This window comes from Novosphingobium sp. 550D (assembly GCF_057401885.1).
On sequence record NZ_CM171613.1, the window covers coordinates 740,468 to 765,584 of the forward strand.

At 62.8% G+C, this 25,117-nt stretch carries 24 protein-coding genes and 1 tRNA gene; 14 read left to right on the forward strand and 11 right to left on the reverse strand.

Translation table 11 applies throughout. The features are described 5' to 3' along the window. Positions 1 to 209: 209 nt before the first annotated feature. The 4 genes from AC2S2E_RS03510 to AC2S2E_RS03525 all read left to right on the forward strand — a co-directional run bounded on the left by AC2S2E_RS03510 (position 210) and on the right by AC2S2E_RS03525 (position 4,735). Complete coding sequence (locus AC2S2E_RS03510) at positions 210 to 896, forward strand: CopG family ribbon-helix-helix protein (RefSeq protein WP_486523715.1); 687 nt, start codon at positions 210 to 212, stop codon at positions 894 to 896. After that, the gene (gene mobF, locus AC2S2E_RS03515) at positions 893 to 3,460 is read left to right on the forward strand and encodes a MobF family relaxase (RefSeq protein ID WP_486523716.1); all 2,568 of its coding nucleotides are present in this window, start codon (positions 893 to 895) and stop codon (positions 3,458 to 3,460) included. Before AC2S2E_RS03510 ends, mobF begins: the two co-directional genes overlap by 4 nt. Before the next feature lie 7 nt (positions 3,461 to 3,467). Continuing rightward, positions 3,468 to 3,917, forward strand: coding sequence for a hypothetical protein (locus AC2S2E_RS03520; RefSeq protein ID WP_486523717.1), 450 nt, complete (start codon positions 3,468 to 3,470; stop codon positions 3,915 to 3,917). Positions 3,918 to 4,006: 89 nt separating this feature from the next. Beyond that, positions 4,007 to 4,735 carry an IS6 family transposase gene (locus tag AC2S2E_RS03525; RefSeq protein WP_486524540.1) on the forward strand — a complete coding sequence of 243 codons (729 nt, stop codon included), beginning with the start codon at positions 4,007 to 4,009 and terminating at the stop codon, positions 4,733 to 4,735. Between the two features lies 1 nt (position 4,736). On the opposite strand, the gene AC2S2E_RS03530 is transcribed toward AC2S2E_RS03525, so the two are convergent. From AC2S2E_RS03530 to AC2S2E_RS03555, 6 genes are all read right to left on the reverse strand, one after another. Then, entirely contained in the window at positions 4,737 to 4,928 is a 192-nt protein-coding gene (locus AC2S2E_RS03530) for a hypothetical protein (RefSeq protein ID WP_486523718.1), read from the reverse strand. Between the two features lie 46 nt (positions 4,929 to 4,974). Next, the gene (locus tag AC2S2E_RS03535) at positions 4,975 to 7,023 is read right to left on the reverse strand and encodes a glycoside hydrolase family 97 protein (RefSeq protein ID WP_486523719.1); all 2,049 of its coding nucleotides are present in this window, start codon (positions 7,021 to 7,023) and stop codon (positions 4,975 to 4,977) included. Positions 7,024 to 7,051: 28 nt separating this feature from the next. Then, entirely contained in the window at positions 7,052 to 8,671 is a 1,620-nt protein-coding gene (locus tag AC2S2E_RS03540; RefSeq protein WP_486523720.1) for an alpha-amylase family glycosyl hydrolase, read from the reverse strand. A gap of 11 nt (positions 8,672 to 8,682) precedes the next feature. Continuing rightward, complete coding sequence (locus AC2S2E_RS03545) at positions 8,683 to 10,482, reverse strand: alpha-amylase family glycosyl hydrolase (RefSeq protein WP_486523721.1); 1,800 nt, start codon at positions 10,480 to 10,482, stop codon at positions 8,683 to 8,685. Beyond that, a complete protein-coding gene (locus AC2S2E_RS03550) occupies positions 10,479 to 11,999 on the reverse strand; it encodes a tryptophan halogenase family protein (protein ID WP_486523722.1) in 1,521 nt (506 codons plus the stop codon). Before AC2S2E_RS03550 ends, AC2S2E_RS03545 begins: the two co-directional genes overlap by 4 nt. A 72-nt stretch (positions 12,000 to 12,071) precedes the next feature. Next, entirely contained in the window at positions 12,072 to 14,864 is a 2,793-nt protein-coding gene (locus tag AC2S2E_RS03555) for a TonB-dependent receptor (protein WP_486523723.1), read from the reverse strand. 228 nt (positions 14,865 to 15,092) lie between these two features. On the opposite strand from AC2S2E_RS03555, the gene AC2S2E_RS03560 reads away from it, so the two are divergent. The 3 genes from AC2S2E_RS03560 to AC2S2E_RS03570 all read left to right on the forward strand — a co-directional run bounded on the left by AC2S2E_RS03560 (position 15,093) and on the right by AC2S2E_RS03570 (position 18,588). Next, positions 15,093 to 16,127: a LacI family DNA-binding transcriptional regulator gene (locus tag AC2S2E_RS03560; protein WP_486523724.1), complete on the forward strand. Its 1,035-nt coding sequence runs from the start codon at positions 15,093 to 15,095 to the stop codon at positions 16,125 to 16,127. A gap of 129 nt (positions 16,128 to 16,256) precedes the next feature. Next, on the forward strand, positions 16,257 to 17,741 hold the full coding sequence (locus AC2S2E_RS03565) for an MFS transporter (protein WP_486523725.1): 1,485 nt from the start codon (positions 16,257 to 16,259) through the stop codon (positions 17,739 to 17,741). 118 nt (positions 17,742 to 17,859) lie between these two features. Next, entirely contained in the window at positions 17,860 to 18,588 is a 729-nt protein-coding gene (locus AC2S2E_RS03570) for an IS6 family transposase (RefSeq protein WP_486524541.1), read from the forward strand. 86 nt (positions 18,589 to 18,674) lie between these two features. Here AC2S2E_RS03570 and AC2S2E_RS03575 read toward each other — a convergent pair whose 3' ends face one another. Next, positions 18,675 to 19,082 (reverse strand): helix-turn-helix domain-containing protein, encoded by a 408-nt coding sequence (locus AC2S2E_RS03575; protein ID WP_486523726.1) that lies wholly within the window; start codon positions 19,080 to 19,082, stop codon positions 18,675 to 18,677. Positions 19,083 to 19,192: 110 nt separating this feature from the next. On the opposite strand from AC2S2E_RS03575, the gene AC2S2E_RS03580 reads away from it, so the two are divergent. Genes AC2S2E_RS03580 through AC2S2E_RS03595 form a run of 4 tightly spaced genes read left to right on the forward strand, consistent with a single transcriptional unit; the run spans position 19,193 to position 20,677 of the window. Further along, positions 19,193 to 19,387 (forward strand): hypothetical protein, encoded by a 195-nt coding sequence (locus AC2S2E_RS03580; RefSeq protein WP_476106900.1) that lies wholly within the window; start codon positions 19,193 to 19,195, stop codon positions 19,385 to 19,387. 31 nt (positions 19,388 to 19,418) lie between these two features. Beyond that, complete coding sequence (locus tag AC2S2E_RS03585) at positions 19,419 to 19,598, forward strand: hypothetical protein (protein ID WP_486523727.1); 180 nt, start codon at positions 19,419 to 19,421, stop codon at positions 19,596 to 19,598. Further along, complete coding sequence (locus AC2S2E_RS03590) at positions 19,595 to 20,299, forward strand: hypothetical protein (protein ID WP_486523728.1); 705 nt, start codon at positions 19,595 to 19,597, stop codon at positions 20,297 to 20,299. The genes AC2S2E_RS03585 and AC2S2E_RS03590 overlap by 4 nt, the downstream gene beginning before the upstream one ends. A gap of 15 nt (positions 20,300 to 20,314) precedes the next feature. Then, complete coding sequence (locus AC2S2E_RS03595; protein ID WP_486523729.1) at positions 20,315 to 20,677, forward strand: tyrosine-type recombinase/integrase; 363 nt, start codon at positions 20,315 to 20,317, stop codon at positions 20,675 to 20,677. Between the two features lie 11 nt (positions 20,678 to 20,688). Here the strand turns inward: AC2S2E_RS03595 and AC2S2E_RS03600 are convergent. Next, a tRNA-Arg gene (locus AC2S2E_RS03600) sits at positions 20,689 to 20,765 on the reverse strand. 139 nt (positions 20,766 to 20,904) lie between these two features. On the opposite strand from AC2S2E_RS03600, the gene AC2S2E_RS03605 reads away from it, so the two are divergent. Both AC2S2E_RS03605 and AC2S2E_RS03610 read left to right on the forward strand, forming a co-directional pair. After that, positions 20,905 to 21,285, forward strand: coding sequence for a hypothetical protein (locus AC2S2E_RS03605; RefSeq protein WP_476106893.1), 381 nt, complete (start codon positions 20,905 to 20,907; stop codon positions 21,283 to 21,285). Between the two features lie 28 nt (positions 21,286 to 21,313). Next, positions 21,314 to 21,823, forward strand: a complete 510-nt coding sequence (locus AC2S2E_RS03610) for an MmcB family DNA repair protein (RefSeq protein WP_486523730.1) — start codon at positions 21,314 to 21,316, stop codon at positions 21,821 to 21,823. Positions 21,824 to 22,161: 338 nt separating this feature from the next. Here AC2S2E_RS03610 and AC2S2E_RS03615 read toward each other — a convergent pair whose 3' ends face one another. The 3 genes from AC2S2E_RS03615 to AC2S2E_RS03625 all read right to left on the reverse strand — a co-directional run bounded on the left by AC2S2E_RS03615 (position 22,162) and on the right by AC2S2E_RS03625 (position 24,663). Then, complete coding sequence (locus tag AC2S2E_RS03615) at positions 22,162 to 22,863, reverse strand: DUF1013 domain-containing protein (protein WP_476106889.1); 702 nt, start codon at positions 22,861 to 22,863, stop codon at positions 22,162 to 22,164. Between the two features lie 169 nt (positions 22,864 to 23,032). After that, positions 23,033 to 23,662 carry a glutathione S-transferase family protein gene (locus AC2S2E_RS03620; RefSeq protein ID WP_476106888.1) on the reverse strand — a complete coding sequence of 210 codons (630 nt, stop codon included), beginning with the start codon at positions 23,660 to 23,662 and terminating at the stop codon, positions 23,033 to 23,035. Then, positions 23,659 to 24,663, reverse strand: a complete 1,005-nt coding sequence (locus AC2S2E_RS03625) for an NAD(P)H-quinone oxidoreductase (protein WP_486523731.1) — start codon at positions 24,661 to 24,663, stop codon at positions 23,659 to 23,661. Before AC2S2E_RS03625 ends, AC2S2E_RS03620 begins: the two co-directional genes overlap by 4 nt. 95 nt (positions 24,664 to 24,758) lie before the next feature. Here AC2S2E_RS03625 and AC2S2E_RS03630 point away from each other — a divergent pair, with 95 nt between their 5' ends. Beyond that, positions 24,759 to 24,983: a DUF1192 family protein gene (locus AC2S2E_RS03630; protein ID WP_486523732.1), complete on the forward strand. Its 225-nt coding sequence runs from the start codon at positions 24,759 to 24,761 to the stop codon at positions 24,981 to 24,983. Positions 24,984 to 25,117: the final 134 nt, after the last annotated feature.

Sequence of the window (25,117 nt, forward strand, 5' to 3'; positions counted from 1 at the left end):
CACACACCACGCTACTGGGTAGCCTTGGATCTAGGCAATGAAAGTGCTGTAAATCAGCATGTTGATGCCGCCTATGCCGCCCTATGTAGGCGGTGGCGACTTCATACCGTGCGCTGCATTTCGCGAAGGCTGCCTGCCTATGGGCCTAGACAGGCCCTAGAATCGCGCAATTCCCCCATTCCTGTGCCTAGCCGCAAGGGAGGCCGCTGATGGCGCAACTCAACGTCAGCTTCGACGATGCGCTGCTGGCTGAGGTCGACCGGTTGGCGGCCCAGCGCGGGATCAACCGTCCCGAACTGCTGCGCGCGCTGGTGCGCGAGGCGATTGGCGCGGAGGGGAAGGTTGGTGGCGCGGTGGTGGTGCCGCCGCCTGTTGCGCCGGAACCTCTGCTGCTCACCACGCCGCAATTCCAGAGCAGCCTGGAGCAGATGGCCTTAGATCTCGACCGCGTGCTGCGCGACATGGACCGGCGTGAGGTACGGCTCGGCAAGGCGCTTGCCGCACGCGCCGCGCTGGATGCTGGGGCCGAGGCGCATCTCGCCAACATGATCGGCGAGCGGGTCGATGCCAGCCTCGGTGGTTTCGAGCATCGGCTGACCAAGCAGCTTGCCCGCCTGCCCGGCGAGGTGGCGATGCAGGATATCCTCGCCCGGCTGGAACAGAACGTCCAGACCCTCGCCAAATTGCCGCCCCCGCCGCCACTGGTCGATCCCAACAGCCTCGCGATGCAATTTGCGGCGATCCTGGCCGGTGCGCTGCTGGCGCTGATGCTCTTCTGGGGGCTGCTGTACCGCTACCCTTGGCAAGTGGTGGTGCCCACCAAACCTGACCCCGCCGAGATCATCGACCTGCGCCCCGAGACCACATCCCCCAAGCACCGGAGCAAACACCCATGATCTCGATCGGCGCGGTCAGCTCCGCCAGTGGTGCGGCGGGCTATTATGCCAATGACAACTATTACACCGAGGGCGAAGGCGCCGACCATAGCCAGTGGCACGGGCGCGGCGCCGAGGCAGTGGGGCTGACTGGATCAGTTGCCACCTCCGCCTTCGAGGCGGTGCTGGAAGGTCGCCTGCCCAATGGCGCCAGCATCACCACGCCTTCGGGGCAGGAGCATCGCCCCGGGCTCGACATGGCCTTCCCTGCGCCCAAGTCGGTGTCGCTGATGGCGCTGGTCGGCGGGGACGAACGGCTGTTGGCGGCCTTCGAGGCCAGCGTGAAGGCGACGCTGGGCTGGGTGGAGCGCAATCTGATCGAGGCGCGCCGCTTCGACGAGAAGAGCGGTACTCAGCAGCCGGTGAAGACGGGCAACATGGTCGCGGGCCTGTTTACCCATGACCTGTCGCGCAATCGCGATCCGCAACTGAACATCCATGCCGTGATCGCCAATGCTACCCAGCGGCCCGATGGCGCTTGGCGGGCTCTGCGCAATGATCCGCTCTATGCCCAGCAAGCGACCATCGCCGCCGTCCATAACGCTGACCTGCGTGCCAGAATTGAGGCCTTGGGCTATCGCACCACGCCCGCGCAGAACCCCGCCTATGGCCAGTTCGAGATCGCGGGCATCTCGCGCGACCACATCATGGCCTTCTCCACCCGCCGCGAGGAAATCGCCGCCGCGCTGGAAGCCAGTGGGCGCGGCGGCACGGCGGCCGAGCGTGAACTGGCGGCGCTTTCGACCCGCGCCGCCAAGGATCCCGGCATCTCGCGCGAGGAGGATCGGGTTGCTTGGGCTGAGAGGGCGGCGACCATTGGCTTTGATCCTGCACCGTTGCGAGAAGCGGCCATGGCGCAAATCGCGCGGGGCGGGACGATCTGGGATCGGGTGGTTGACGGTATCAGGGGGATTGCTGCCAGAGGGCAGGCCATTGTCGCCGCCATGGGTTTGGCCCCGCGCGAGAAGGATCCACTGGTGCCAGAGGGGCCGGGCAGACTCTCGCCGCAGGACTATGCCGCAGCGCAGGCGGTGGCCTCGGGCGTCCGGCATCTCAGCCAGAACGAGGCGGGCTTCTGCCGCTTTGACCTGATCCGCGCCAGCCTGTCTTTCGGCGGGCCGATGCAGGTGGCCGACATCGAGGCGCGGATCGACAGTCTGGCTGAGCGCCGGATCCTGCTGACCGATCCTGATGGGGCAATGATGACCACGCGTGGTGCGGTGGCGCTGGAGCGGGAGGTGATCGCGCTCTGGGCGCATGGGAAGGATCAGGCCAAGCCGCTCGTTGAAGGGCTGGCCGCGCCGCAAATCCAGCAGGTGGCGCGCGATATGGGGCTGCGGCGCCTTTCTCCCAAGCAGGAGACTGCCGCCAGTTTGATTCTGGAGGCCAAGGATCGTGTGATCGGCGTGCAAGGTGTGGCAGGCGCGGGCAAGTCGACCATGCTTCAGCCTGTCACGCGGATTGCGGGCGAACAGGGGCGGGCGGTGATGGCGTTGGCAGTGGGCGCAGAGATTGCCCGCAAGCTGGGCGAGGATCTGGGCGTGACATCATCTTCGGTCGCGGCGTTCCTTGGGCGGCACCGAGTCTTGCTCAATGCGGATGCGCCGACGGCGTTGCAGGACAAGGCGCTCGCGGAACTCAAAGGCGCGGTCATCATCGTCGACGAAGCCTCGACCCTCAGCAGCCGCCAAGCCGCTGATTTGATGCGGCTTGCCCATCGCGCCGATGTCGCCCGCCTCGCGCTGGTGGGCGACACGCGGCAATATGGCGCGGTGGAGGCTGGCAAGCCTTTTGCTGATTTGCAGGCCCAAGGCCTCGCCACGGCTGAGCTTACCGACAACGTCCGCGCACAATCGGGCATCATGAAGACCCTCGCGCCGCTGCTCGACCAGGGCGAGCTGCACAAGGCGATGGGCCTGCTCAATCCCTACACGCATGAGGTGCCGTCGGGCGATTTGGCCTCCTACGCGGTTGCGATCTGGGCCAGCCTGCCGCGCGAGGAGCGGGAGCAGACCTTGCTGCTCACCGCAGGGCGGGCCTTGCGCGCCGAGGCGAATACGCAAGCACAGGCCGTCCTCAAGGCGCGTGGCGAGATCGATCAGAAGGGTGTGTCCATCCCGATCCTCGACCGCGTAAACCTGACCCGTGAGCAGGTGCGGCACCGTGAGCCCTATGAGCGCGGGCGGATCATCGAGTTCCGCAACGCCATGCCGCGGCAGGGTCTGGACAAAGGCACGATGGGGCGCGTGGTGGACCGCAAGGGCGACAAGGTGGTGCTGGACACGGCGCAGGGGCGCATCACGTTCAGCCCCAACAGGCTGGCGCATAATCTGAAAGAGGATGCGGTCAGCGTGTATGAGGAGCGCACCATCACCCTGCATCAAGGCGACCGGGTGCGGTTCAGCGCCAACAATCACAAGCTGGGCGTACTCAACGCGCAGGCCGGGCAGGTCGAGGCGCTGGACAGCCAGTCGATCACCATCGCGCTGGCGGGGGATCGACTGGCTGACCCTGGCGCTGGATGATCCAGCTTTGCGCAAGCTGGATCTGGCCTATGCGCTCAATGCCTATGCCGCGCAGGGCGTGACCACGCGGCACGGTATCGTCGTCATCGACAGCACCGAGACGCGGCTTGCCTCATCGCGCACCATGTCTGTGGCCTTGACGCGCATCGCCGATCAGCCAAGGCTGGTCATCGACAGCGCGCCAAGGTTGGAGCGGGCCGCTTTGCGCAATTCCGCCGAGAAGCTCTCGGCGCTGGAGGTCTTGGGCAAGGTGGGCAAGGTTGATCTGCCCAAGGGTGTTCGCGATCCTGTGGCTGGGCGGGAGATCCGAACCGCCGAGCATGTTCAGCGCGAGGAGGAGCGGCTTTGGCACAATGCTGTGCGCGTCCCTGGCGGCATGGGGCCGGGCTTCAAGGCCGAGGGCTATCCTTTCCAGCGCGAAAATCAGTCGGAGAAGCGATTGGAGTTGGGGTTGTGAGGTTGCTGAATGACTGCGATTGCGGACGAACCGGAACGGCGGTTCTGTCGCAAAATTTGCGGTATTCCTATATGGCTGTGCGCAACGTGATGGGATTGTGGGAGAAAAGGGTGTTCAAAGGTCGCCACTTTGATGCGCCGCTGATCCTTCTGTGCGTACGCTGGTATCTGAGTTACGGCTTGAGCCTTCGGAATCTGGAGGAGATGATCGCCGAGCGCGGGATCAGCGTGGACCATTCCACGATCCATCGTTGGGTGTTGCGGAATGCGCCGAAATTGCTCAGCAATTTCAACCGGCGTAAGCGGCCGGTCTCGGGTAGATGGCATATGGACGAGACCTATATCAAGGTGAAAGGCCAATGGATGTATCTGTATCGAGCCATCGATAAGGCGGGCGCCACGGTCGACTTCATGTTTTCGGCCAAGCGCAATCTCAAGGACGCACGCCGGTTTTTCCGGCGCGCATATAAACGACATGGCTTGCCGTCGCAGGTCACAATCGACGGCAGCCAGACAAATCTGGAAGCCGCCCGGCGCTGCCATGGCGAGGTCAGGTTGCGGACGCGATCCTGGGTCAAGCCGGTAATCATCCGTCAGAGCCAATACATGAACAACCGCATCGAGCAGGACCATCGGCGCATCAAGCGTCGGACCCGCCCGATGCTCGGCTTCAAGGCGATGGCCAGCGCTGCGATCATCCTGGAAGGCATCGAACTCATCCATATGATGCGCAAAAATCAAATGGTGTGGCCCGCTCAAACCCGGAACGACGGGCGAAATAGGTCCGTCGCCCAGCAGTTCGAAGCCCTCGCCGCATAATTCAACATGTCAAAGAGCGCTTTTCGGCCGGCCCCAATCTTTGCGACAGAACCGGCAGCGGCACCGGGATCAGATGGGTATCGGCGCTGCGGGTATAATCCGGATCAATGCGCCCGATGGCCCAGTTGACCCAGTTGACCCAGTTGACCCAGTTGGGACAGTTGACCCAGTTGGGACAGGGTTTTTGGCTCATCGCCCTTCCCTATCCCGTGGCGCGCCCGCGTCAACCGGAACGCCGGTTATTTAGCGGGGGTGAGACGAATTGCCCCGCCCCCGCCCGGCGCCAGCCACAGCTTGATCACATCGCCCTTGGCCACCTTGCGGGTTTCGTAGGCGATCCTGTGCCGCGCCTCGGTCAGATAGGTCGCGCCCTCGCCGTCCTTGTAGATCGTGGCGGTATAGGTCTTGCCCGCGTCGAGGAAGTCGAATTTCAGATCGACATCGCGCGCCGTGGCATCATTGACCCCGCCGACATACCAGTCGGGGCTGTTGCGATCCTGACGGGCAAAGATCGCATATTCACCCACCGCGCCCGCGATCAGATGGCTCTGCGCCCAATCGGCGGGGACCTGACGGATGAAGGCCAGTTCGCGCGGGTGGGCCTCAAGGCTCTCGATGAAATCGGCCGCCATCTGGATCGGAGAGTAGAGCGCCAGATAAAGACCCAGTTGCTTGGCCAGCGTCGAGGCGAGCGGCGCATGGTTCGCGCCCTCAAGGCTCAGGATGCCCGGCGTGAAATCCATCGGGCCGGACAGCATGCGGGTGTAAACCAGCGTCGGCTCGTGGCTGGGGCCATTGGCGAAGGCGCCCCATGCGTTATATTCCATGCCGCGCGCGCCTTCCCGCGCGATCCAGTTGGGATAGGTGCGGCGCAGGCCGGTGTCCTTGACCGGCTCATGCGCGTTGACGGCAATGTGATATTGGGCCGCCGTCTGCACCACGCGCAGGTGATGCTGCACCTGACGCTGGCCATCGTGATATTCCATGCAGATCTTGGCCGGATCAGTCCCGCAAGGCGCCTGAATGCCGCCCGCGTCCGCCACATAGCCGGTCTTGACCGCCGGCACGCCGAGGCGGTTGTACAGCTTCATCGCGTCCTCAAGCTGGGCCTCGTAATTGGCGATATTGCCGCCCGTTTCGTGGTGGCCGATGATGTTCACGCCCTTCTTGTGGCCATAGGCGGTGACGGCCTCCAGATCGAAACCATCGGCGGACTTGGTAAAGCTGAAATCGCCCCCCGTGCCCAACCAATTGCCGTTCCAGCCCTTGTCCCAACCCTCGATCAACACGCTGGAAAAACCGTTTTTGGCGGCAAAGTCGATATATTGCTTGGCGCGCTGCGTGGTGGCGCCGTGCTTTGGCCCTTCGGCCCATGTCCAGTCGCCCCGGATCATGCCCCACCAGATGCCGATATATTTTTGCGGCTTGAACCAGCTTACATCGCCGATCTTGTTGGGTTCATTGAGGTTCAGCTCAAGGTCGTTTTCCACCAGCCCCGCCGCATCATCGGCAATGCGGATCGCGCGCCATGGCGTGTTGAACGGCAGATCGCGCACCACCCGCGCCCCTTGCCCCGAAGGCGCGAGGGTGGTGCGGAATTTCTGCCCATCGGCGCGCTTGAACCACATGGCCGAATAATCGACCAGCGCCGCCTCGTGGAAGGACAGATGCGTGCCATCGTCAAGCCGCATGGTGATCGGCGTATGCGCGGTGGAGACGCCATCAATCGGGGTCTTTTGATAGACCTGTTCATAGCGGTTCCATTCGCCGCCGGGGATCCACCAAGCGGTGCCGCGCGGCGCAATGTCGAATTCGGTCACTTCATCGGCGATGTGCATCGTCGTCATCGCGGCCTGCTTGGGCATTTCATAACGAAAGCCCACGCCATTGTCGAAAATGCGGAAACGCACGTCCATCAGCCGTTCGCCCTGCTCCTTGGACTGGCGCAGGTGGAGGGTAAGCTCATTGTAATGGTCGCGCACATAGCGGCGCTCGCCCCAAGGTTGCTCCCATGTGTCATCGCCCTTGGCGGTGTCGGCGCCGGTGATGGTCCACCCGCGCACCATATTGACACCATCGGTCAGGATAAAGCCCATCAGCGATGGCGCGATCAGCGCCTTGCCCCGCCGGGTGATGGCATAGCGCACGCGCTGGTCGCTGTCGGTGGTGACGGCAATGGCGATGGTGCCATCGGGCGAGGTTGCCGAATAGCTGGCGGGCGCGGTCTGGGCATAGGCAGAGGTGGCGGTCAGCAAAAAGGCGGCAAGAGGAGCAAACGAGCGGGCCATATAGGTCGTCTCCGGGGGAAAAGGGGTTTTAGGCAAGGAGGACGAAGCGGGCGGCATAAGGCGGCAATTGCCGCGCATCCGCACCGTTCAGTGCCAAGATGATCTCGCCCTCGCGCGCATCATGCGCGATGGTTTTGCCGCCAAGGTTGAAGGCGCAGGCCATCGCCTCGCCCCCCTCGCGGCGGGTGAAGGTGAGCAGATCGCCATCGGCGCGCAGCCCCTCCATCGCGCCGACCGCCAGCGCCCGATGCGCGCGGCGCAGGGCGATGATTTGGCGGGTGATGGCCAACTGGCTCTGCGGATCGGCCTCCTGCCGGTCCACCGCGCGCGCAATGTTGGCGGGCGAGAGCGGCAGCCACGGCGAACCCTTGGTAAAGCCGCCCTGCTCGTCCTGCACCTGCCACGGCATAGGCGTGCGCACACCATCACGGCTCAACGTCAGCGGCCAGTTGGCGATGGCTTCGGGATCCTGAAGCAGGTGGAACGGAATATCGTCCTGCGTCAGACCCAATTCCTGCCCCTGATACAGAAACGCATTGCCGCGCAGCGCCATCAGCAGCGCCATGGTCATCCGGGCATAGGCATCGCGATGCTCCGCGCCCACCCAGCGCGAGACATGGCGCGGCGCATCGTGGTTTTCAAAGGCCCAGCTTGGCCAGCCCTGCGCGCGGCCATCGGCGTCGGGCGTGCCATTCCACTGCGCCTGCGTGCGCGCCACCAGATCGGCGGTCAGGCGCTCGGCATAAAGGAAATCAAAGCTGTAGGCGCTCGAAAGCCGCCCTTCGCCCGCCGTATAGGCCTTCATCAACGGATCGGCATCATCGCCGCCGATTTCGGCCACGGTAAAGGTCGCCCCCGCCGCATGGCACACCGCCGCGATGCGTTCGACAAAGCCGACCACATCGGGGTGGTTCATGCTGTTGACCTTGGCCTGAAAATCATAGGGCCGGGTGCGGGGCTTGCCCCCCTCTTCCTCAGAAAGGCCCGGCGCCGGCGGATTGTCGGCAAAGCCGGGGTCGAACATCGCATGGTTGAGCGCATCGAGCCGGAACCCGTCCACGCCGCGATCCAGCCAGAAGCGCAGCACATCAAGGCACGCCTCCTGCACCGCTGGATTATGGCCGTTCAACTGCGGTTGTTCTTTCAGGAACTGGTGCATGTAATATTGCTGGCGGCGCGCGTCCCATGTCCATGCCGGGCCGCCAAACACCGATTGCCAATTGTTGGGCGGCGTGCCGTCAGGGTTCGCATCGCGCCAGACATACCAGTCGGCATAGGGGTTGGCCTTGTTGGCCCGGCTTTGCGCAAACCATGGATGGGCATCGCTGGTATGGGCAAAGACCATGTCGATCATGACTTTCAGGCCCAGCCCATGCGCCCGCGCCACCAAGGCATCGAAATCGGCCAGCGTGCCGAAAATGGGATCGACATCGCGGTAATCGGCCACATCATAGCCGAAATCAGCCATCGGGCTGGTGAAGAACGGGCTGATCCAGATGGCGTCGACGCCCAGCGAGGCGATATGATCGAGATGAGCGGTAATGCCCGGCAGATCGCCGATGCCATCGCCGTTGCTGTCGGCAAAGCTGCGCGGATAGATCTGATAGATGGTGGCGCCGCGCCACCATGGGTCTTGCAAAGGGGGCATTGTCGGGGTCCTTATTGAGTGGCCGCGCAGATGGCATAGCCAAAGGCGGGCAGCCGGATCGTCGCGCTGCCCGGCGCGGCGGGCGCGGCGGGGCATGGGCCGGACAAGGTTTTAAAGCGCCGGGTGGCGCTCTCGATGGCCACCTGCGCGGTGACGGGTTGGTCCGATGTGTTGAAGGCCAGCAGCACCTCGGCCCCGGTTGTGGGATCAAGGCGCGAGACGGCAAACAGGCCCGGCCCCTCGCCCGAGGCGCGCAGGATCGTCCGCCCGCCCCACAGCGCGGGCGTGGCGCGGCGGATCTGCGACAGCCGGGCGATGGCCTGATAGAGCGGATGGGAGGGCGTGAAGTTGGCGTTGGCGGTGGTCGAAGATGTGCCGACCAGCGCGTCCTGATTATATTCGACCACCTTGCTGGCAAACATGTCCTGCCGCGAGGATTGGTCGCCCCCGCGCCCGGCAAAGCCCTGTTCGTCGCCATAATAGATCGTGGGCGCGCCGCGCAGCGTCAGCAGCATGGCATGGCCCAGCAGATCGCGCGCCAGCCATTCCTGCGCCCCGATCCCCGGCTTGGCCTCGCGCAGGGTCATGGCAAAGCGGCCATTGTCATGATTGCCAAGGAAGGTGGGCAGGCGCAGCGCCTCCTTTGGTCCATAGAGCGCATCATCATCCACCATGCGGGCCAGTTCCTGCGTGCCGGTCTTGCCGCTGGCCGCATCGGTGGCCGCGCGCATGAACGCAAAGTCCAGCACCGCCGGCAGCCCCGCGCGATGCACCCATCCGGCCAGCAGCGCCGGATCATAATCGCCGGTCGCCACTTCGCCAAAGATGTGGAAATTGGGGATGCCGCGCAAACGCGCCCGCGCCTGCATGGCCGGCACAAAAGCGCGCCAGAATTGCGGGTTCACATGCTTGGCCGTGTCGATGCGATAGCCGTCAATGCCGAAACGGTCGATCCAGCTGCTGTAAATCTCGATGAACCCTTTGACCACACGCGGGTTTTCCGTGGCCAGATCGTCCAGCCCGACGAAATCACCATATTGCGCGCTCTCGCCCTTCCAGTCGGTGTCGCCGCGATTGTGATACCAGATGGGATTGTTGAGCCAGGCCGGGTTCTTCGCCTTTTCCTCGCCCGCCGGGACATAGGGCGTATAGGCAAAGGCCGGATCGGTCATATGCGCCCAATTGGCGGGGCGCGCATCATCATCGCCCGCAAACCCGGCATTGATCGGCGCGCCCGCAACCCCGCCCCGGCGCGAAAAGGGATAGTCGGCCCTGGAACGATAGGGCGCGGCGGTATTGCTCGCCTCCCGGTATTGGATGACATCGGCGGTGTGGTTGACGATGATGTCCATATAGACCTTCATCCCCCGCGCATGGGCCGCGCCCACCAAGGTGGCGAAATCCGCGTCGGTCCCGAAATGCGGATCGACATGCAGGAAATCGGTGATCCAATAGCCGTGATAGCCCGCGCTTTCCTGGCCCTTGCCCCCTTGCACCGGCTTGTTCTTGAAAATCGGCCCGACCCAGATCGCACTGGCGCCCAGCCCCTGAATGTAATCGAGCTTTTCAATCAGCCCTTTGAGGTCGCCGCCATGATAGAAGCCCTTGTCGGCCGGATCGAAACCATGGGTCAGACGGTCGCCCGCGATGCCGCCGGTGTCATTGGCCGGATCGCCATTGGCGAAACGGTCGGGCAGGACGAAATAGATCACGTCCTGTTCGGGCGGGCGGGCGCGCAGGTCGGAGAGCGGCGCCCCTTGCGCGGCGGACGCCGCCAGCGCGGCCAGAGCCAGATCCAGCGCGCGCCTCATGCCATCACCTGTTGCGCCATGGGGGCAGCGCAATGGCGGGCGATATAGTCGGCGTGGGAAGCATAGTGCCCCGCCTCTCTGGTATAAAGCGCCGCAATGAGTTCGAGATATTCGCGCAAATCCGCCTCCGATATGGCCTCGGCCATGGCATGGCTGCTGACCGGGATGATGCCCTGTGCGGCCATCACCTGAAACCAGCCCACCTCGCTGAACAATTCCTCGCCCTCGCGGAAAATCTGTCCCGAGGCGGCAAAGAGGTCGATCCTGGCGCGCAGGCTGTCGGGCAAGGGCGCCGCGCGGCAGGCCTGCCAGAAGGGCTCCTCGCGCCGGTTGGCCCAGTAATGCAAGATGATGAAGTCGCGGATGCGCTCCATTTCAAAGGCGAACTGGGCGTTGAAGGCATCGCGCGTGACCTGTGCCACCGGCCCGCCGGGCAGGAATTTGAGCAGGCGCGCAATGCCGGTCTGGATGAGATGGATCGAGGTCGATTCCAGCGGTTCGAGAAAGCCCGAGGACAGGCCGATGGCGATGACATTGGCCTTCCACGCCTCGCGGCGGCGGCCGGTGGTGAAACGGATCGGGCGGGGCGCGGTGATCGCGCCGCCTTCAAGGCTGCTGATCAATTCGTCATGCACGGCATCGTCGGAAATGAAATCGCTGCAATAAACCCGACCATTGCCGGTGCGGTGCTGCAAGGGGATGCGCCATTGCCAGCCCACCGGATGGGCGATGGCGCGCGTATAAGGCACCAGATCGACCAAACGCGGGCTTTGCACCGCCATCGCGCGGTCGCAGGGTAGCCAATGACGCCAGTCCTCATAGGCCCCGCCCAGCGCCTCGCCGATCAACAGGCCCCGCTGGCCCGAGCAGTCGATGAACAGATCGCCCGCCACATCGCGCCCATCGGCAAGGCGCAGCATCGCGACATCGCCGGTCAGCCCATCGCGGCAAACCTCGATGATCGTCCCTTCTGTGCGTTTGACACCCCGCGCCTCGGCATGGGCGCGCAGAAAGGCGGCATAGAGCCCCGCGTCGAAATGGAAAGCATGGGGCATGGTCGGCACGGTCTGGGCGGTGATCGGCGCGCCGTCATGCATCCGCCCGGCCCGCGCGGCGACGCTGTTGAGCGTATAGGCGCCCGTTTCTTGCGCAAAGCCCAGCCGCATGCCCCGCGACCAGAAATGCTGAAACGCGCAAAGGCCCACATCGCGGCCCACATCGCCAAAGGCATGGATATAGCTGTGGCCCGGATGCAGCCAGCCGTCAAACGCGATGCCCAGTTTATAGGTCGCCTGCGTGGCACGCATGAAGGCCTTTTCATCAATGCCCAGCGCCTTGTTGAACACGTTGATGTGCGGGATGGTGGCCTCGCCCACGCCGATCGTGCCGATCGCGTCGCTTTCCACCAGTTCGACCGCAAAGCCGCCGTCGAGAAAATGGCCCAGCGCCGCGGCCGTCATCCAGCCTGCCGTGCCGCCGCCCACGATGACGATGCGCTGTTGTGGCCTTTGGCTCATCCCGCAATTCCCGTTATTATATTCTTGCAAAAGACGGGCGGAGCATGACGCCCCGCCCGCGTCCTGTCGCGATCAGAACTTGTAGCTGACGCTCAGGTAATAGTCGCGGCCATAGCGCTGATAGTCGATCAGCTGGCGCACATCATTGTTCTGATAGGTGATGAAGGGACGGTCGGTGAGGTTCTTGGCCTGAAGCATGACCGAGAGGCCGTAGAGCTTCGAGCTCGGCTGGAACTCATAACCGATCTGGGCGTCCACAATCGCTTCGGCCTTGGCCTGACGATAGGTGGGATTGGCCGAGAGGCCCGCCACTTCGGCCAGGAAGGTCGAGCGGAAGCGATAGTTCACGCGCGCCTGGAACCCGTGCTTTTCATAATAAAGCGCCGCGTTCTGCACCCAGTCCGACAGGCCCGGCAGTGTGATCGCCTGGCCCGGATTGCTGGCCAGATAGATCGTGCTGTCGGTATAGGACAGGCTGCCGTAGAAGCCGAAGCCGTCGAGCTTGGGGCTCAGCAGCGAGAAGGGCAGCGAGAGCGTGCCTTCCACACCCTTGACATCGCCATGGCCGGTGTTGGCAGGCGCATTGACCGTGCCAAGCGTGGTGCCCACCGCCGCGCGCTGGGCGGGCGTCAGACTGCTGAGCGCAGAGGAGAAGTCATAGATGAAATTGTTCGACGGATCGACGAACTGGGTCAGCTTCTTGTAATAGCCCGCCACCGAGACATAGCCGCCCTTGCGGAAATAGCGTTCGAGCGAAAGGTCGATGTTGGTCGAGTGATAGGGGCGAAGCTGGGCATTGCCGCCGGTCGAGCTGAACACCGATTGGCCCGGCGTGGTCGAACCCAGACGGGTGGGATCGATGTTGAACTCCTGATTGACGCGCAACTGGTCAAGGCGAGCGCGCACCATCGTATGCGAGGCCGAGAATTTCACGAACATCGAAGGCGTCATTTCCATCGACAGGTTCAGGCTGGGCAGGAAATTGGTGTATTTCGCGCCGCCCGTGGCCGGATAGAGCGAGACAGTCCCGTTCGAGAAGTTCGAGATCGAACCGTCCGAGCTCTGATTGGTATGCACCACCTGCGCGCCGATGCTGCCCGTCAGGCGCTTGCCCGCCACATCGCCGTCCAGCTTGAGCATGGCATAGCCGGTGATGACATTTTCGGTCACCGAATTGTCGCGCACCAGCGAGACGGGGCGATTGTCATAGGCGGCGTTAAAGCTGTTGTTATACAGATACATCGGATCGAGCGCGAGCATCTTGGGCACGCCCAGATAATCCAGCGCCACCGAGCCGAGCACCGCCGCATTGGGCACCGGGGCAAAGGTGGTGGTGCCGCTCGACACGGTGCAGTTGGTGCCCGCGCCCTTGGGGCAGAGGAAGTAGGAGAGGAAGTTCGACACCTTCTTGCGGCGCGAATAATTCACGCCCACTTCCCAGCCGGAAATGACGTTATTGCCGCCGAATTTGCCGTCCATGCTGGCGCGCAGGGCCAACAGGTCGTCTTTGAAATTGGGCTTGTTCAAAAAGCCCGCCTGCACCACGGCGGTCGTGCCGTTATAGCCCCAGCCGAGCGGGTCGGTGATGCCGAACAGGCCGGTGTTCGAATAATCCAGCGTGGGTTTGATCGAGAAGGTGCCGTTGGGATTGGCGCTGATCTTGAGCGTGTCGGAGGCGCCCGCCGAATTGTATCCGGTGCCGCTATAGGTTTCGAGCAGGAAGTCGGTGCGCTTGGCCGTGCTGTAGCTGGCGTCGAGGGTGATGTGCGTATCCTCGGCCACGGTCCAAACGCCGTTCCACCCGGCCGAGAAATTGTCCGCCGAACGCTCGTTCAGGTCATTGCGCTGCACCGCACGCACGCCGGTCAGCGTGGCATTGGTGACCAGACCGTTGGTGGTGGTATAGCCCGGCTGTATCGTCGCGCCCGAGCCCCATGCCGGGGCAATCGGGAATTCGATGCCGCGCAGGTGCTGGGTTTCCTTGAACTTGGAATAGAGCAGGTCGAGCGTGGAATGAAAATTGTCGCTGGGCGCCCATTCGACCGTCACCACGCCGCCATAGCGCTTGAGCATGTTCGACTGGACATAGGGCTTGGCCCCGCCAAGGAACAGCGCGCCGCCCGCCGCCACCTCATTGGGGAAACCCCATGCGTTATAGCGTTCGTTCTGCGAAGGGGCGCGCGTGGCCGACAGGCCGATGGCGATGCCCCACTTGTCGTCGGCGAACTTGTCGACATAGGCGGCCGAGGCGCGGAAGCCCTTGTTGTCCGAATCCGGGTTGAGCGCCTTGATGCCGTTCATCTGGCCGCGCACCTGAAGCGCGATGATGCGGTCCTTCTGGGCCAGCGGACGCAGCATGCGCAGGTCCACCGTGCCCGACACGCCCGCCGCGATCAGCCCGGCGTTGGCGGACTTGTACACCACGACATTCTTGAAGAATTCGGACGGATACTGGTCATATTCCACGCCGCGATTGTCGCCCACGGTGACCTGTTCGCGCCCGTTGAGCAGCGTGGTGCCAAAGTCGGGGCCAAGGCCGCGGATCGAGAGGCGCTGGTCGCGCCCTTCCAGACGCTGGGCCGTGACGCCGGGCAGACGGGCCAGCGAGTCCGCAATCGAAACGTCGGGCAATTTGCCGATGTCTTCGGCCGAAATGGATTCCACGATCACCGGCGAACGGCGCTTGAGCGAGGCCGAGGCATCGAGCGAAGCGCGAATGCCGGTGACTACGATGCCCTGATCGTTGGCCGCCGTTTCGGGCGCGGCCTGCTGGGCCATGGCCAGAGCCGGGAAAATGAAGGCAGACACGGCGATGCATGCGGCGGACGCACCAAGGCGCCCCGCCTTGAAGCTGCGGAAGCTCATGATATTCCTCTCCTGATCACACCGGCTGCGCATGGATGACAAACGGTCCATGCGCGCCGGCTTCGTCCCGGCATAGGGCACCCCTGCCCCTTGGTTCCGGTCAACGTGGAGGACGTTTACAGCGCAGATGGCCGTGAACAAAAGATGGCATACGTATACCCACTTTATGCGCAATCGGCTAATGATGCTCTAAGGCCACGCAAGAGCCGGTCAGGAGGGCGCGCAATCATGGGGCAAAAACGGTCGAACAGGCCCACCAGTTTTGACATCGCCTATCGCGCCGGCGTGTCCCAGCCCACGGTCAGCCGGGCGCTGCGCGGGTCGCGATCGGTCAGCGCCGAGACGCGCGCGCGGATCGAGGCGATTGCCCGCGAGTTGAACTATACGGTCGACAAAAACGCCTCCTCGCTGCGTTCGCAGCGGGCCAACACGATTGCGCTGCTGTTTTTTGAAGAGCCCAGCGAGGATGACTCGCGGATCAATCCCTTCTTTCTGGCGATGCTCGGCTCGATCACCCGGCAATGCGCCAATCGCGGGTTCGACCTGTTGATTTCGTTTCAGAAAATGGAGGACGACTGGCATACCCGCTATCAGGACAGCCACCGCGCGGACGGGCTGATCCTGCTGGGCTATGGCGATTACACGCAATACGAACAGCGCCTGACGGGGCTGGTGGCACAGGGCACGCGCTTTGTGCGCTGGGGCTCGGTGCGGCCCGACAATATCGGCGCGACCGTGGGCAGCGACAATTTCGGCGCAGGCCAAATGGCGGGGGCGCATCTGATCGCACAGGGCCGCCGCGACATCGCCTTTCTGGGCCAGGCAGATGAGCATTATCCCGAATTTTCCGACCGTTATCATGGGCTTCAGGCGGCATTGGCGCAGGCAGGCCTGAGCGTGAACCCGGATTTGCAGATCGACGCGCTGACCACCGAGGAATCGGGCTATCTGGCCGCGCGCGCGCTGATTGCGCAGGGCGTGCGCTTCGATGCGATCTTTGCCGGGTCGGACCTGATCGCCATCGGCGCGATGCGCGCGCTCTCCGAGGCGGGCCTGTCGGTGCCGGGCGATGTGGCGCTGATGGGTTTTGACGATATTCCCGCCGCAGGCATGACCAACCCGCCGCTGACCACGATGATGCAGGATTTGAAATCAGCGGGCATTTTGCTGATCGAAACGCTGCTGGCCCAAATCGAGGACCGCCCCCTGCCCTCGCCCGTTTTGCCCACGCGGCTGGTGCGGCGCAAAAGCTGCGGGGGGTGAGCGGCACCGGGCAAATGACGCAGGCGATTTGCCAACCGAGCATAAGGTATTCGTATACGTGATTGCCCCGCGCGCCCGTCCATGCAAGGCCGGGCGCAAGAAACAGACCACCACGCGGAAGGGGAAATCATGTCGGGCAAGCCCAAACTTGGCTGGGCCGGGCTGTGTAATGTCAGCTTTGGCTTTTTCGGCATCCAGATCGGCTTTGCCCTGCAAAATGCGAATATGAGCCGGGTTTTCCAGTCGCTTGGTTCCTCGATCGACGATCTGCCCGCGCTGTGGATTGCCGCGCCTTTAACGGGTCTGCTAGTCCAGCCGGTGATCGGGCATCTGTCGGACCGGACGTGGCTGGGGCGGCTGGGGCGGCGGCGGCCCTATTTTCTGGCGGGGGCAGTGCTGGCTTGCCTCGCCTTGCTAGTCATGCCGCTCCAAGGGGCGCTGCTGGGCGCGGCGATGCTGCTCTGGCTGCTTGACGCCAGTCTGAATGTGGCGATGGAACCGTTCCGCGCCTTTGTCGGCGATATGCTGGACAAGCGCCAGCATACGGCGGGCTATGCGGTACAGACCGCCTTTATCGGCGCGGGGGCGGTGGTGGGTTCGCTGTTCCCCTCGCTGCTCGACGCGCTGGGCGTGGCCAATGTCGCGCCGCAGGGGCAGATCCCCGATACGGTGCGCTATAGCTTCTGGGCGGGCGGGGCGATCCTGCTGGCGGCGGTCTTGTGGACGGTGCTGAACACGCGGGAATATTCGCCCGCGCAGATGGAGGCTTTCGGCGAGGCGCCCGCCCCTGAAACCGGCCCGGACCTTGCGCTGGCGGCGCGCTCGCCGTTGGGAGCCTTGCCGTGGATCGGTGCGGGCGGCGCGCTGGCGGTCTGCGTGGCGCATTGGGCACTAGCGAAGGAGCTTTATCTGCTGGCCGGTCTGCTGGCAGCCTATGGCGCGGCGCTGATCGCGGCCATCCTGCTGGCGCGCGCGGGGCGCACGTCGATGCTCTCCAGCGTGGTGGGCGATTTTGCCGGTATGCCGCCGCTGATGAAGCGCCTCGCGCTGGTGCAGTTTTTCAGTTGGTCGGCGCTGTTCATCATGTGGATCTATACCACGCCCATCGTTGCCCAATATCATTTCGGCACCACCGATCCGGCCAGCCCGGCCTATCAGGCGGCGGCCAATTATGTCGGGCGCCTGTTCTCGATCTATAATGGCGTGGCCGCGCCTGCCGCGCTCATCGTGCTGCCGTGGCTTGCCCGGCGCATCGGCAAGGCGCGCACCCATGCGGTCAGCCTGATGGCGGGGGCGGCGGGATTTGGCTCCTATCTGGTGCTGCGCGATCCGGCCTGGCTGATGCTGTCCGAGGTGGCCATCGGCCTTGCCTGGGCCTCGATCCTGGCCATGCCCTATGCGATGCTGGCCTCCAGCCTGCCGCAATCCAAGCTGGGCGTGTCGATGGGTCTGTTCAATGTGTTTGTGGTGGTGCCGCAATTGCTGGTGGCCACGGTCATGCACACGATCATGGAGGCGTTTTTCCCCGGCGCGCCGGTGTGGACCATGGCTTTTGCCGCCGCCACGTTGATGCTGGCCGCGCTGGCCACGTTAACCTTGCGCGGCGTGGATTGAAACCTTCGCATCAACGGCTAGTTTGAAAGGCGCAACCACAAGGAACCGCCCCCCCATGCCCCCCATGCGGGTTCTGTCGCAAAATTTGCGGTATTCCTATATGGCTGTGCGCAACGTGATGGGATTGTGGGAGAAAAGGGTGTTCAAAGGTCGCCACTTTGATGCGCCGCTGATCCTTCTGTGCGTACGCTGGTATCTGAGTTACGGCTTGAGCCTTCGGAATCTGGAGGAGATGATCGCCGAGCGCGGGATCAGCGTGGACCATTCCACGATCCATCGTTGGGTGTTACGGTATGCGCCGAAATTGCTCAGCAATTTCAACCGGCGTAAGCGGCCGGTCTCGGGTAGATGGCATATGGACGAGACCTATATCAGGGTGAAAGGCCAATGGATGTATCTGTATCGAGCCATCGATAAGGCGGGCGCCACGGTCGACTTCATGTTTTCGGCCAAGCGCAATCTCAAGGACGCACGCCGGTTTTTCCGGCGCGCATATAAACGACATGGCTTGCCGTCGCAGGTCACAATCGACGGCAGCCAGACAAATCTGGAAGCCGCCCGGCGCTGCCATGGCGAGGTCAGGTTGCGGACGCGATCCTGGGTCAAGCCGGTAATCATCCGTCAGAGCCAATACATGAACAACCGCATCGAGCAGGACCATCGGCGCATCAAGCGTCGGACCCGCCCGATGCTCGGCTTCAAGGCGATGGCCAGCGCTGCGATCATCCTGGAAGGCATCGAACTCATCCATATGATGCGCAAAAATCAAATGGTGTGGCCCGCTCAAACCCGGAACGACGGGCGAAATAGGTCCGTCGCCCAGCAGTTCGAAGCCCTCGCCGCATAATTCAACATGTCAAAGAGCGCTTTTCGGCCGGCCCCAATCTTTGCGACAGAACCGCTGGAGCGGGTGAGGCTGGGAAGGGCCAGAGATCAGGCGACCAGCTTGCCCATCGCATCGACCACGCCCTCGTCAAACTGCTCGTGCGCCCAAATGTATTGGAACAGTGCGGCGCTAAGGCGGACGAGATGCTCCTGCTGCACCTCATCGCCGCCACGGGTCAGATAGGCCCAGGCGGTGGCCAAGGCCCGCTCATGGACCTGCCCCAGATCCGGCGCGAATATAGGGCCGTCACCCAGCAGTAGCCAGCTCGCGCTCACACCATGCTTTTCGCACAGATCCGCGACGAGCGAGGCGGGCGGCACACGAACGCCGCGCTCATAATTGGCGAGCCCCGGTTTCGAAATGCCCAACGCCTCAGCCAGTTGAACCTGACTGAGCCCCTTGATGCGTCGCACTTCCGCGATGCGCGTGCCGATAGCGCGTGACTCGTCAATCACGGCTTCAAAATCTGCCTTGACGAATACATATGTATGTCATTGGCCTATATATGACGTTCAATAGCAGCATGTGTAGCACCATGCTGCGCCAATATACAGGAGCAACTTTCGTGACGAGACTCCTCAGCCCCCGCGAGATGGCCCAGCAATCGGGTTGGCCCGAAGGCCGCATCCGCCGCCTGATCTCGACGCGCCGCCTGCGCCATATGAAGATCGATGGCCTGATCCTCCTGCCTGAAACAGCCATCGAGGAATTTACGGCTGCCCATATGGTCGAACCGGTGGCGATCAACACCACCCAGTAACCCGTTCCCACCTTCGCAAGGATGCAACACCATGGCGGCACCTGACGCTGTCCGGCAAAGAACCATCACGCGCGCGGCAAAGGCCATGCGCGCCGCAGGCGAAACCAGCTACAAGATCGAGATCACCCCTGCCGCCGCCATGGTGATCTGGGCAGGCGAAGTGGCACAGCGACCTTCCGACAACAGCTTTGACCGGTTGATTGCGCGATGAAACGCCGATGGCTGCCCAAATGGGTTTCCGGTTTTCGTGATCGACACGGCAAGGCCCGCTATCGTTTTCGGCGCAAAGGGCAGGCGCAATATCTGTTCAAGCACGCTCCCGGCACCGAGGAGTTTCGGCAGGAATATCAGGCTTGTCTGACCGGTGCAGAAGCGCCCAAAATCCAGCCGGGCGCAGACCGTGTCAAACCCGGCACGTTCGATGAACTGATCATCCGTTATTATCGCTCACCCGAGTTTCTCGATCCCAGCCCCCGCACGCAGGAAGTCTATCGCGGTGTGATCGAACGCTGGCGCGCCAGATATGGCAGCGGCCGCGTTGCGGATCTGGAAACGCGCCATGTCGCGGCCATGATGGCGGACATGCTGCCCCACCGCACGGCAGCCAACATGCTGCGCAAGCGGTTGAGCGCCTTGATGGCTTTTGCCAATCGGCAGGGCGACATCGATAAGAATCCTGTTCTGGCCACCAAACCCTATCGCATCGAGGAAGGCGGGTTTCACACGTGGACCGAACCGGAAATTGCACAGTACGAGGCCCATCATGCCACCGGCACCATGGCCCGCCTGATGTTTGATCTCTTGCTTTGGACCGGACAACGAGGTGGCGATGTTCGGCTGTTAGGCCCCAGCAACATTCAAGACAAACGCCTTGTCATCACGCAGGAGAAAACCAAGGTCACCGTATCCTAGCCGATCCTGCCCGCCTTGGCGCAGTCGATTCTGGCGACGCAAACTGGCGAAGAGACGTTCCTGGTCACCAGCCATGGCAAGACGTTTACCCGCAAGGGCTTTGGCAACAAATTTCGCGACTGGTGCGACGCGGCAGGGCTGAACCACTGCAGCGCCCATGGCCTGCGCAAGGCCGCTGCACGCCGCTTTGCCGAGGCTAGATGCTCCAACCAGCAGATCAAGGCCTGGACCAGCCACACCACCGACAGCGAGATTGCCCGCTACACCGCCGCTGTCGATCAGCAGCTCATGTCGGACGCTGCCGCTGAGATGCTGTTGGCTAACCTCATCCAGCGGGTTAGCCAAAAATCCGGCCAAACCCCAGTGAAAGGACAATAATATGAGGAAAGTGGCGCACCCGACAGGATTCGAACCTGTGACCCCTGCCTTCGGAGGGCAGTACTCTATCCAGCTGAGCTACGGGTGCGCACCGGACAATTTTGGCGGTTAGCAGCGCTTGGCCGTCAGCGCCAGAGGTTTTCGGCATATGTCGAAAAGAAGAATGCAAATACCCGTAGTTACCCCATTAGGCTTTTGGCAAGGGCTGCACCCTATGATGCAACCTTATGGAAATTGTGCCCATAACACCTGAAGCCTTTACCCAAGACGGCGAACAGGCCGATCCGCTTGGGCTGCGTTGGGCCGCGCTACGTGAAGCGGCGCGGGCAATTGCCGCTTTGGCGGGGGTTCATTCTTCGCAAGAGATTGCCGCTTTGCTGACCTTTCCCGCCGGATTGCGTCAGGTAGAGCCGCGCCGGGCACGTCTGATCGAACAGATGATCGGCGATCTGGTGGCCATTATGGAGCCGGGCGTGGCCGCCTTGCTGTCGGTCCATGAACGCGGCGGCGATGTCGTTCCGCCCGCGCGCGCCCTGTGGCAGGAATTTACATCCGCACGACAGGGTTTGATGGCCCTTGTGCCGCCCAGCAGCGGACAGGACTTGTAAGTTCACGTTACGTTCTTAAAATGACGGCATGGATGGCCCGCTTGATCCCCTGTCGCCCGATTCGCTTACCGCACCCACTCTGACCGCCGACGCTTTGATGGTCGCGCGCGGGATCAGCCGCTTGTTCGCCCGGAACGACATCTGGTGTCTGCCCGAAATGCCGCTGCGCAACGGGCGGCGGGCCGATCTGATGGGCATCGATGCCAAAGGCCAGGTCATCATCGTCGAAATCAAAGTCGCCCGCGGGGATCTGATGGGCGACGGCAAATGGACCGATTACCTCGACCATTGCGACCGCTTCTTCTGGGGGCTGGCCAGCCACCTCGACCGCGCCTGTATGGAAAGCGAGGCCTTTCGCCCGGACCAGTGCGGCTTGATCGTGGCCGATGGTTATGACGCCGAAATCCTGCGGCCCGCGCCTTTGATGCCCTTGGCGGCGGCGCGCAGGAAGGTGGAGGTTGAACGTCTGGCGCGGGCAGCCTTGCGGCGGCAGGCGGTGGCGCTGGATCCTCGGATTGGGCAGTGGGGTGGGGCTTGATCGGGGGTTTGAAGGTTTTTGAAGAAGGAAGGATGAATGCGAGGGTCTAGACCCTCGCGCTCCCATTACTGTCTGCGTTGCGCCACGGATTCGGCGTTTTGTGTCGGGCGCGATGTCTGGAAATTAAAGCCTGCGGCGCGGAAAGCACGAGTTCGCCGCGCCGCAGGCTTTCAAACACCGCCCAATCCACAAACCTTCGAACCCATACGCAACCGCATAAAGGGAGTGCAAAGGGCCCCCGCCCTTTGCCCGCCGGAGGCATCTTAACCCCCCTGTAAAACCCAAAAAAAAGGGCCGCCCAAAGGCAGCCCCCTTTTCACACCAATAAACCGAATCGCTTATTCGCGACCTTCGGCCTCTGCGGCACGTTTGGCGGCGAGCCATGCGGCGGCTTCGGCTTCCTGTGCGGCTTCGCTGGCGGCCTTGGCCTGCGCTTCGCGGGCGGCGCGCAGTTCTTCGATCAGCGCGTCGCGGTCGCTGCCCAGACGCTGGACGTCGGCTTCGTCATCCTCGGCGCTGCGGCCCTTGGCGGCCTTGGCAACCATCGCGTCCAGTTCGCGCTGCGAGCACAGGCCCAGCGTTACCGGATCCTTGGCCGTGATGTTGCCGATGTTCCAGTGGCTGCGGTCGCGGATCGCGGCGATGGTGGTGCGGGTGGTGCCGATCAGCTTGCTGATCTGGGCGTCCGACACTTCGGGGTGGTTGCGCAGAATCCAGGCGATACCGTCGGGCTTGTCCTGACGCTTGGACACGGGCGTATAGCGCGGGCCCTTGGTGCGGCTGACGGTCACAGGCGCCTTGAACATTTTCAGGCGATAGTTGGGATCGTTCTGGCCGCGCTCAATTTCCATCGCGGTCAGTTCGCCCGCGCGCAGCGGATCGCGGCCCATATACTTGGCGCTGGTCAGATCGTCGGCCATCGCCTGCACTTCGAGAATGTGCAGACCGCAGAAGTCCGAGATCTGCTCAAAGGTGAGCGCGGTATTGTCGACAAGCCACGAGGCCGTTGCATGCGGCATCAGCGGGGTGGGCTGGGTCACGGGTCATCTCCGAGCGTGTTTGAGGCGGGAAAAACCCGCCAAAACCGGGCACAAAATAGAAGGGCCGCCCCTTCACGGAGCGGCCTAACCTTTTCCCCATAAGCGCGGGATTGATTCTGGGCAAGGGTTTTGCCCGAAATTCCGCCCAAAAATTGCGCTTATTTTGAACTTAAAACAGCGGGACGAAGCCCGGCAACGCCTTGATCCGATCGATCCAGCGCCCAATCGCGGGGAAATCGCCAAGGACAAAGCCCCCTTCCCCGGCCACATGGGTATAGGCGAACAAAGCGACATCAGCCAAAGTGATGCTGTTGCCGACAAACCAGTCATGCGTGGCCAGATGTTCGTCCATCAGCCGCAGCGCCGCCTCACCCGCGGTCCGCTTGGCGCCAAGCTGCCCCTTCTGCGCCTCGCTCAGATTCTCCTCGCCAATATAGCCGAGCCAGAAGCGCAGGGTCGCGACATTGGGTTCGTGGTTATATTGTTCAAAGAACATCCAGCGCAGCATGTCGGCCTGACGAAACCGGTCGGCCGGGATCAGCGATGTGTCATGCGCCAGATACCAGCATGCCGCATTGCTTTCAGGCAGAAAGCGCGTGCCATCGGCGCCGTTGATTTCCAGCACCGGAATGCGGCCATTGGCATTGACCTGCGCCAGAAATTCGGGGGTACGGGTTTCACCCTTGCGAATGTCATAGGCGACGCGCGCCACCGACGCGCCCACCAGCGCAGCGGTCAGGCGGATCTTGTAACAATTGGCCGAAATCGGATCTTCGTGCAGCGTGTAAGTTTCGGTCATGCCACCTCCAGCACAATTTTGCCGACCAGATCGCCCGACTCCATATGGGCATGGGCCAATGCGGCTTGTTCCAGCGGATAGGTCCGCGCCATCACCGGGCGGATATCGCCATGCTCAAACAAAGGCCAGACATTGGCCTCGATCTCTTGCGCCAGCAACGCCTTGAACTCGTTGCTGCGCGCGCGCATCGTCGATCCGGTCAGCGTCAGGCGACGCGCCATCACCTGCCACATGGGAATTTCGGCCTTGGGTCCGCCCTGTACCGCGATGGTCACATGACGGCCATCATCGGCCAGGCATTTCAGATTGCGCGCCACATAATCGCCCGCCACCATGTCCAGCACCAGATGCACGCCCTGCCCATCGGTGATGCGCTTGACCTCCTCGACAAAGTCATGGCTGCGATAGTTAATGGCGTGGTCCGCGCCCAGTTCGAGCGCGCGGGCGCATTTGTCATCGCTGCCGCAGGTGACGATCATGGCCAGATCGAACGCCTTGCCCAGGGCAATCGCCATGGTGCCAATGCCGCTGGTGCCGCCGTGAACCAGAACCCGCTCTCCACCGATGGCCCAGCCTCGTTCAAAGACGTTGTGCCACACGGTAAACAGCGTCTCGGGAATCGCCGCCGCCTCGATCAACGACATGCCGTCGGGCACAGACAGACAAATGCCCGCTTCGGCAATACAGTATTGTGCGTAGCCGCCGCCATTCACCAGCGCGCAGACGTTTTGGCCCAGCAAGGATTCGTCCGCCCCGGTGCCCAGCGCCACCACCTCGCCGGCCACTTCCAACCCAAGGATGGGGGAATGGCCCTTGGGCGCAGGATATTGGCCAAGGCGTTGAATTACATCGGGACGATTGACGCCGGCGGCCGCGACCTTGATCAAAACCTGACCCGGACCGGGCATCGGAATCGCCAGATCGGCCAGCTTGAGGACATCTGCCGATCCCGGTTGATCGAACGTAATCGCCTTCATAAATTCCGGAAGCACAGACGTCATAATCGCCCCGTGATGTGATTTTACACTAATTAACTCCAAGCCCTAGCTCTGCACCCTGTTGACAGCAAGCGAAAGCGGTCCGATGCTGCTCAACAATGGATGAAGAAGATCGCCCCCATGCTTTGGCACGCGGTCGTAAAGACGCCGCCGCCTCTCTCGCTTTGGAGAGCCTTGAGCCTTATTCGCAAGACGAATTGGACATGCGGATCGTTTTGCTCGAAAACGAGATCGCGCGGGTCAAGGCCCACAAGGCGAAAGCCGCCGCCAGCCGCATGGCCGCCGAGGCGCTTTTTCGTTCGGCAAAGGACACGTTGAGTTGATGCGGGCGCCCCCTCGTAATCTTACTTGGGATCGCCATATAGGCTTCATCAAACCTGTTGTCGCATATCTTGCCGGAATGAATTCCGGCTTGTTCGCCCTTCCCGTCCCTCCAGCCCCCCTGCCCTCTTGTAGC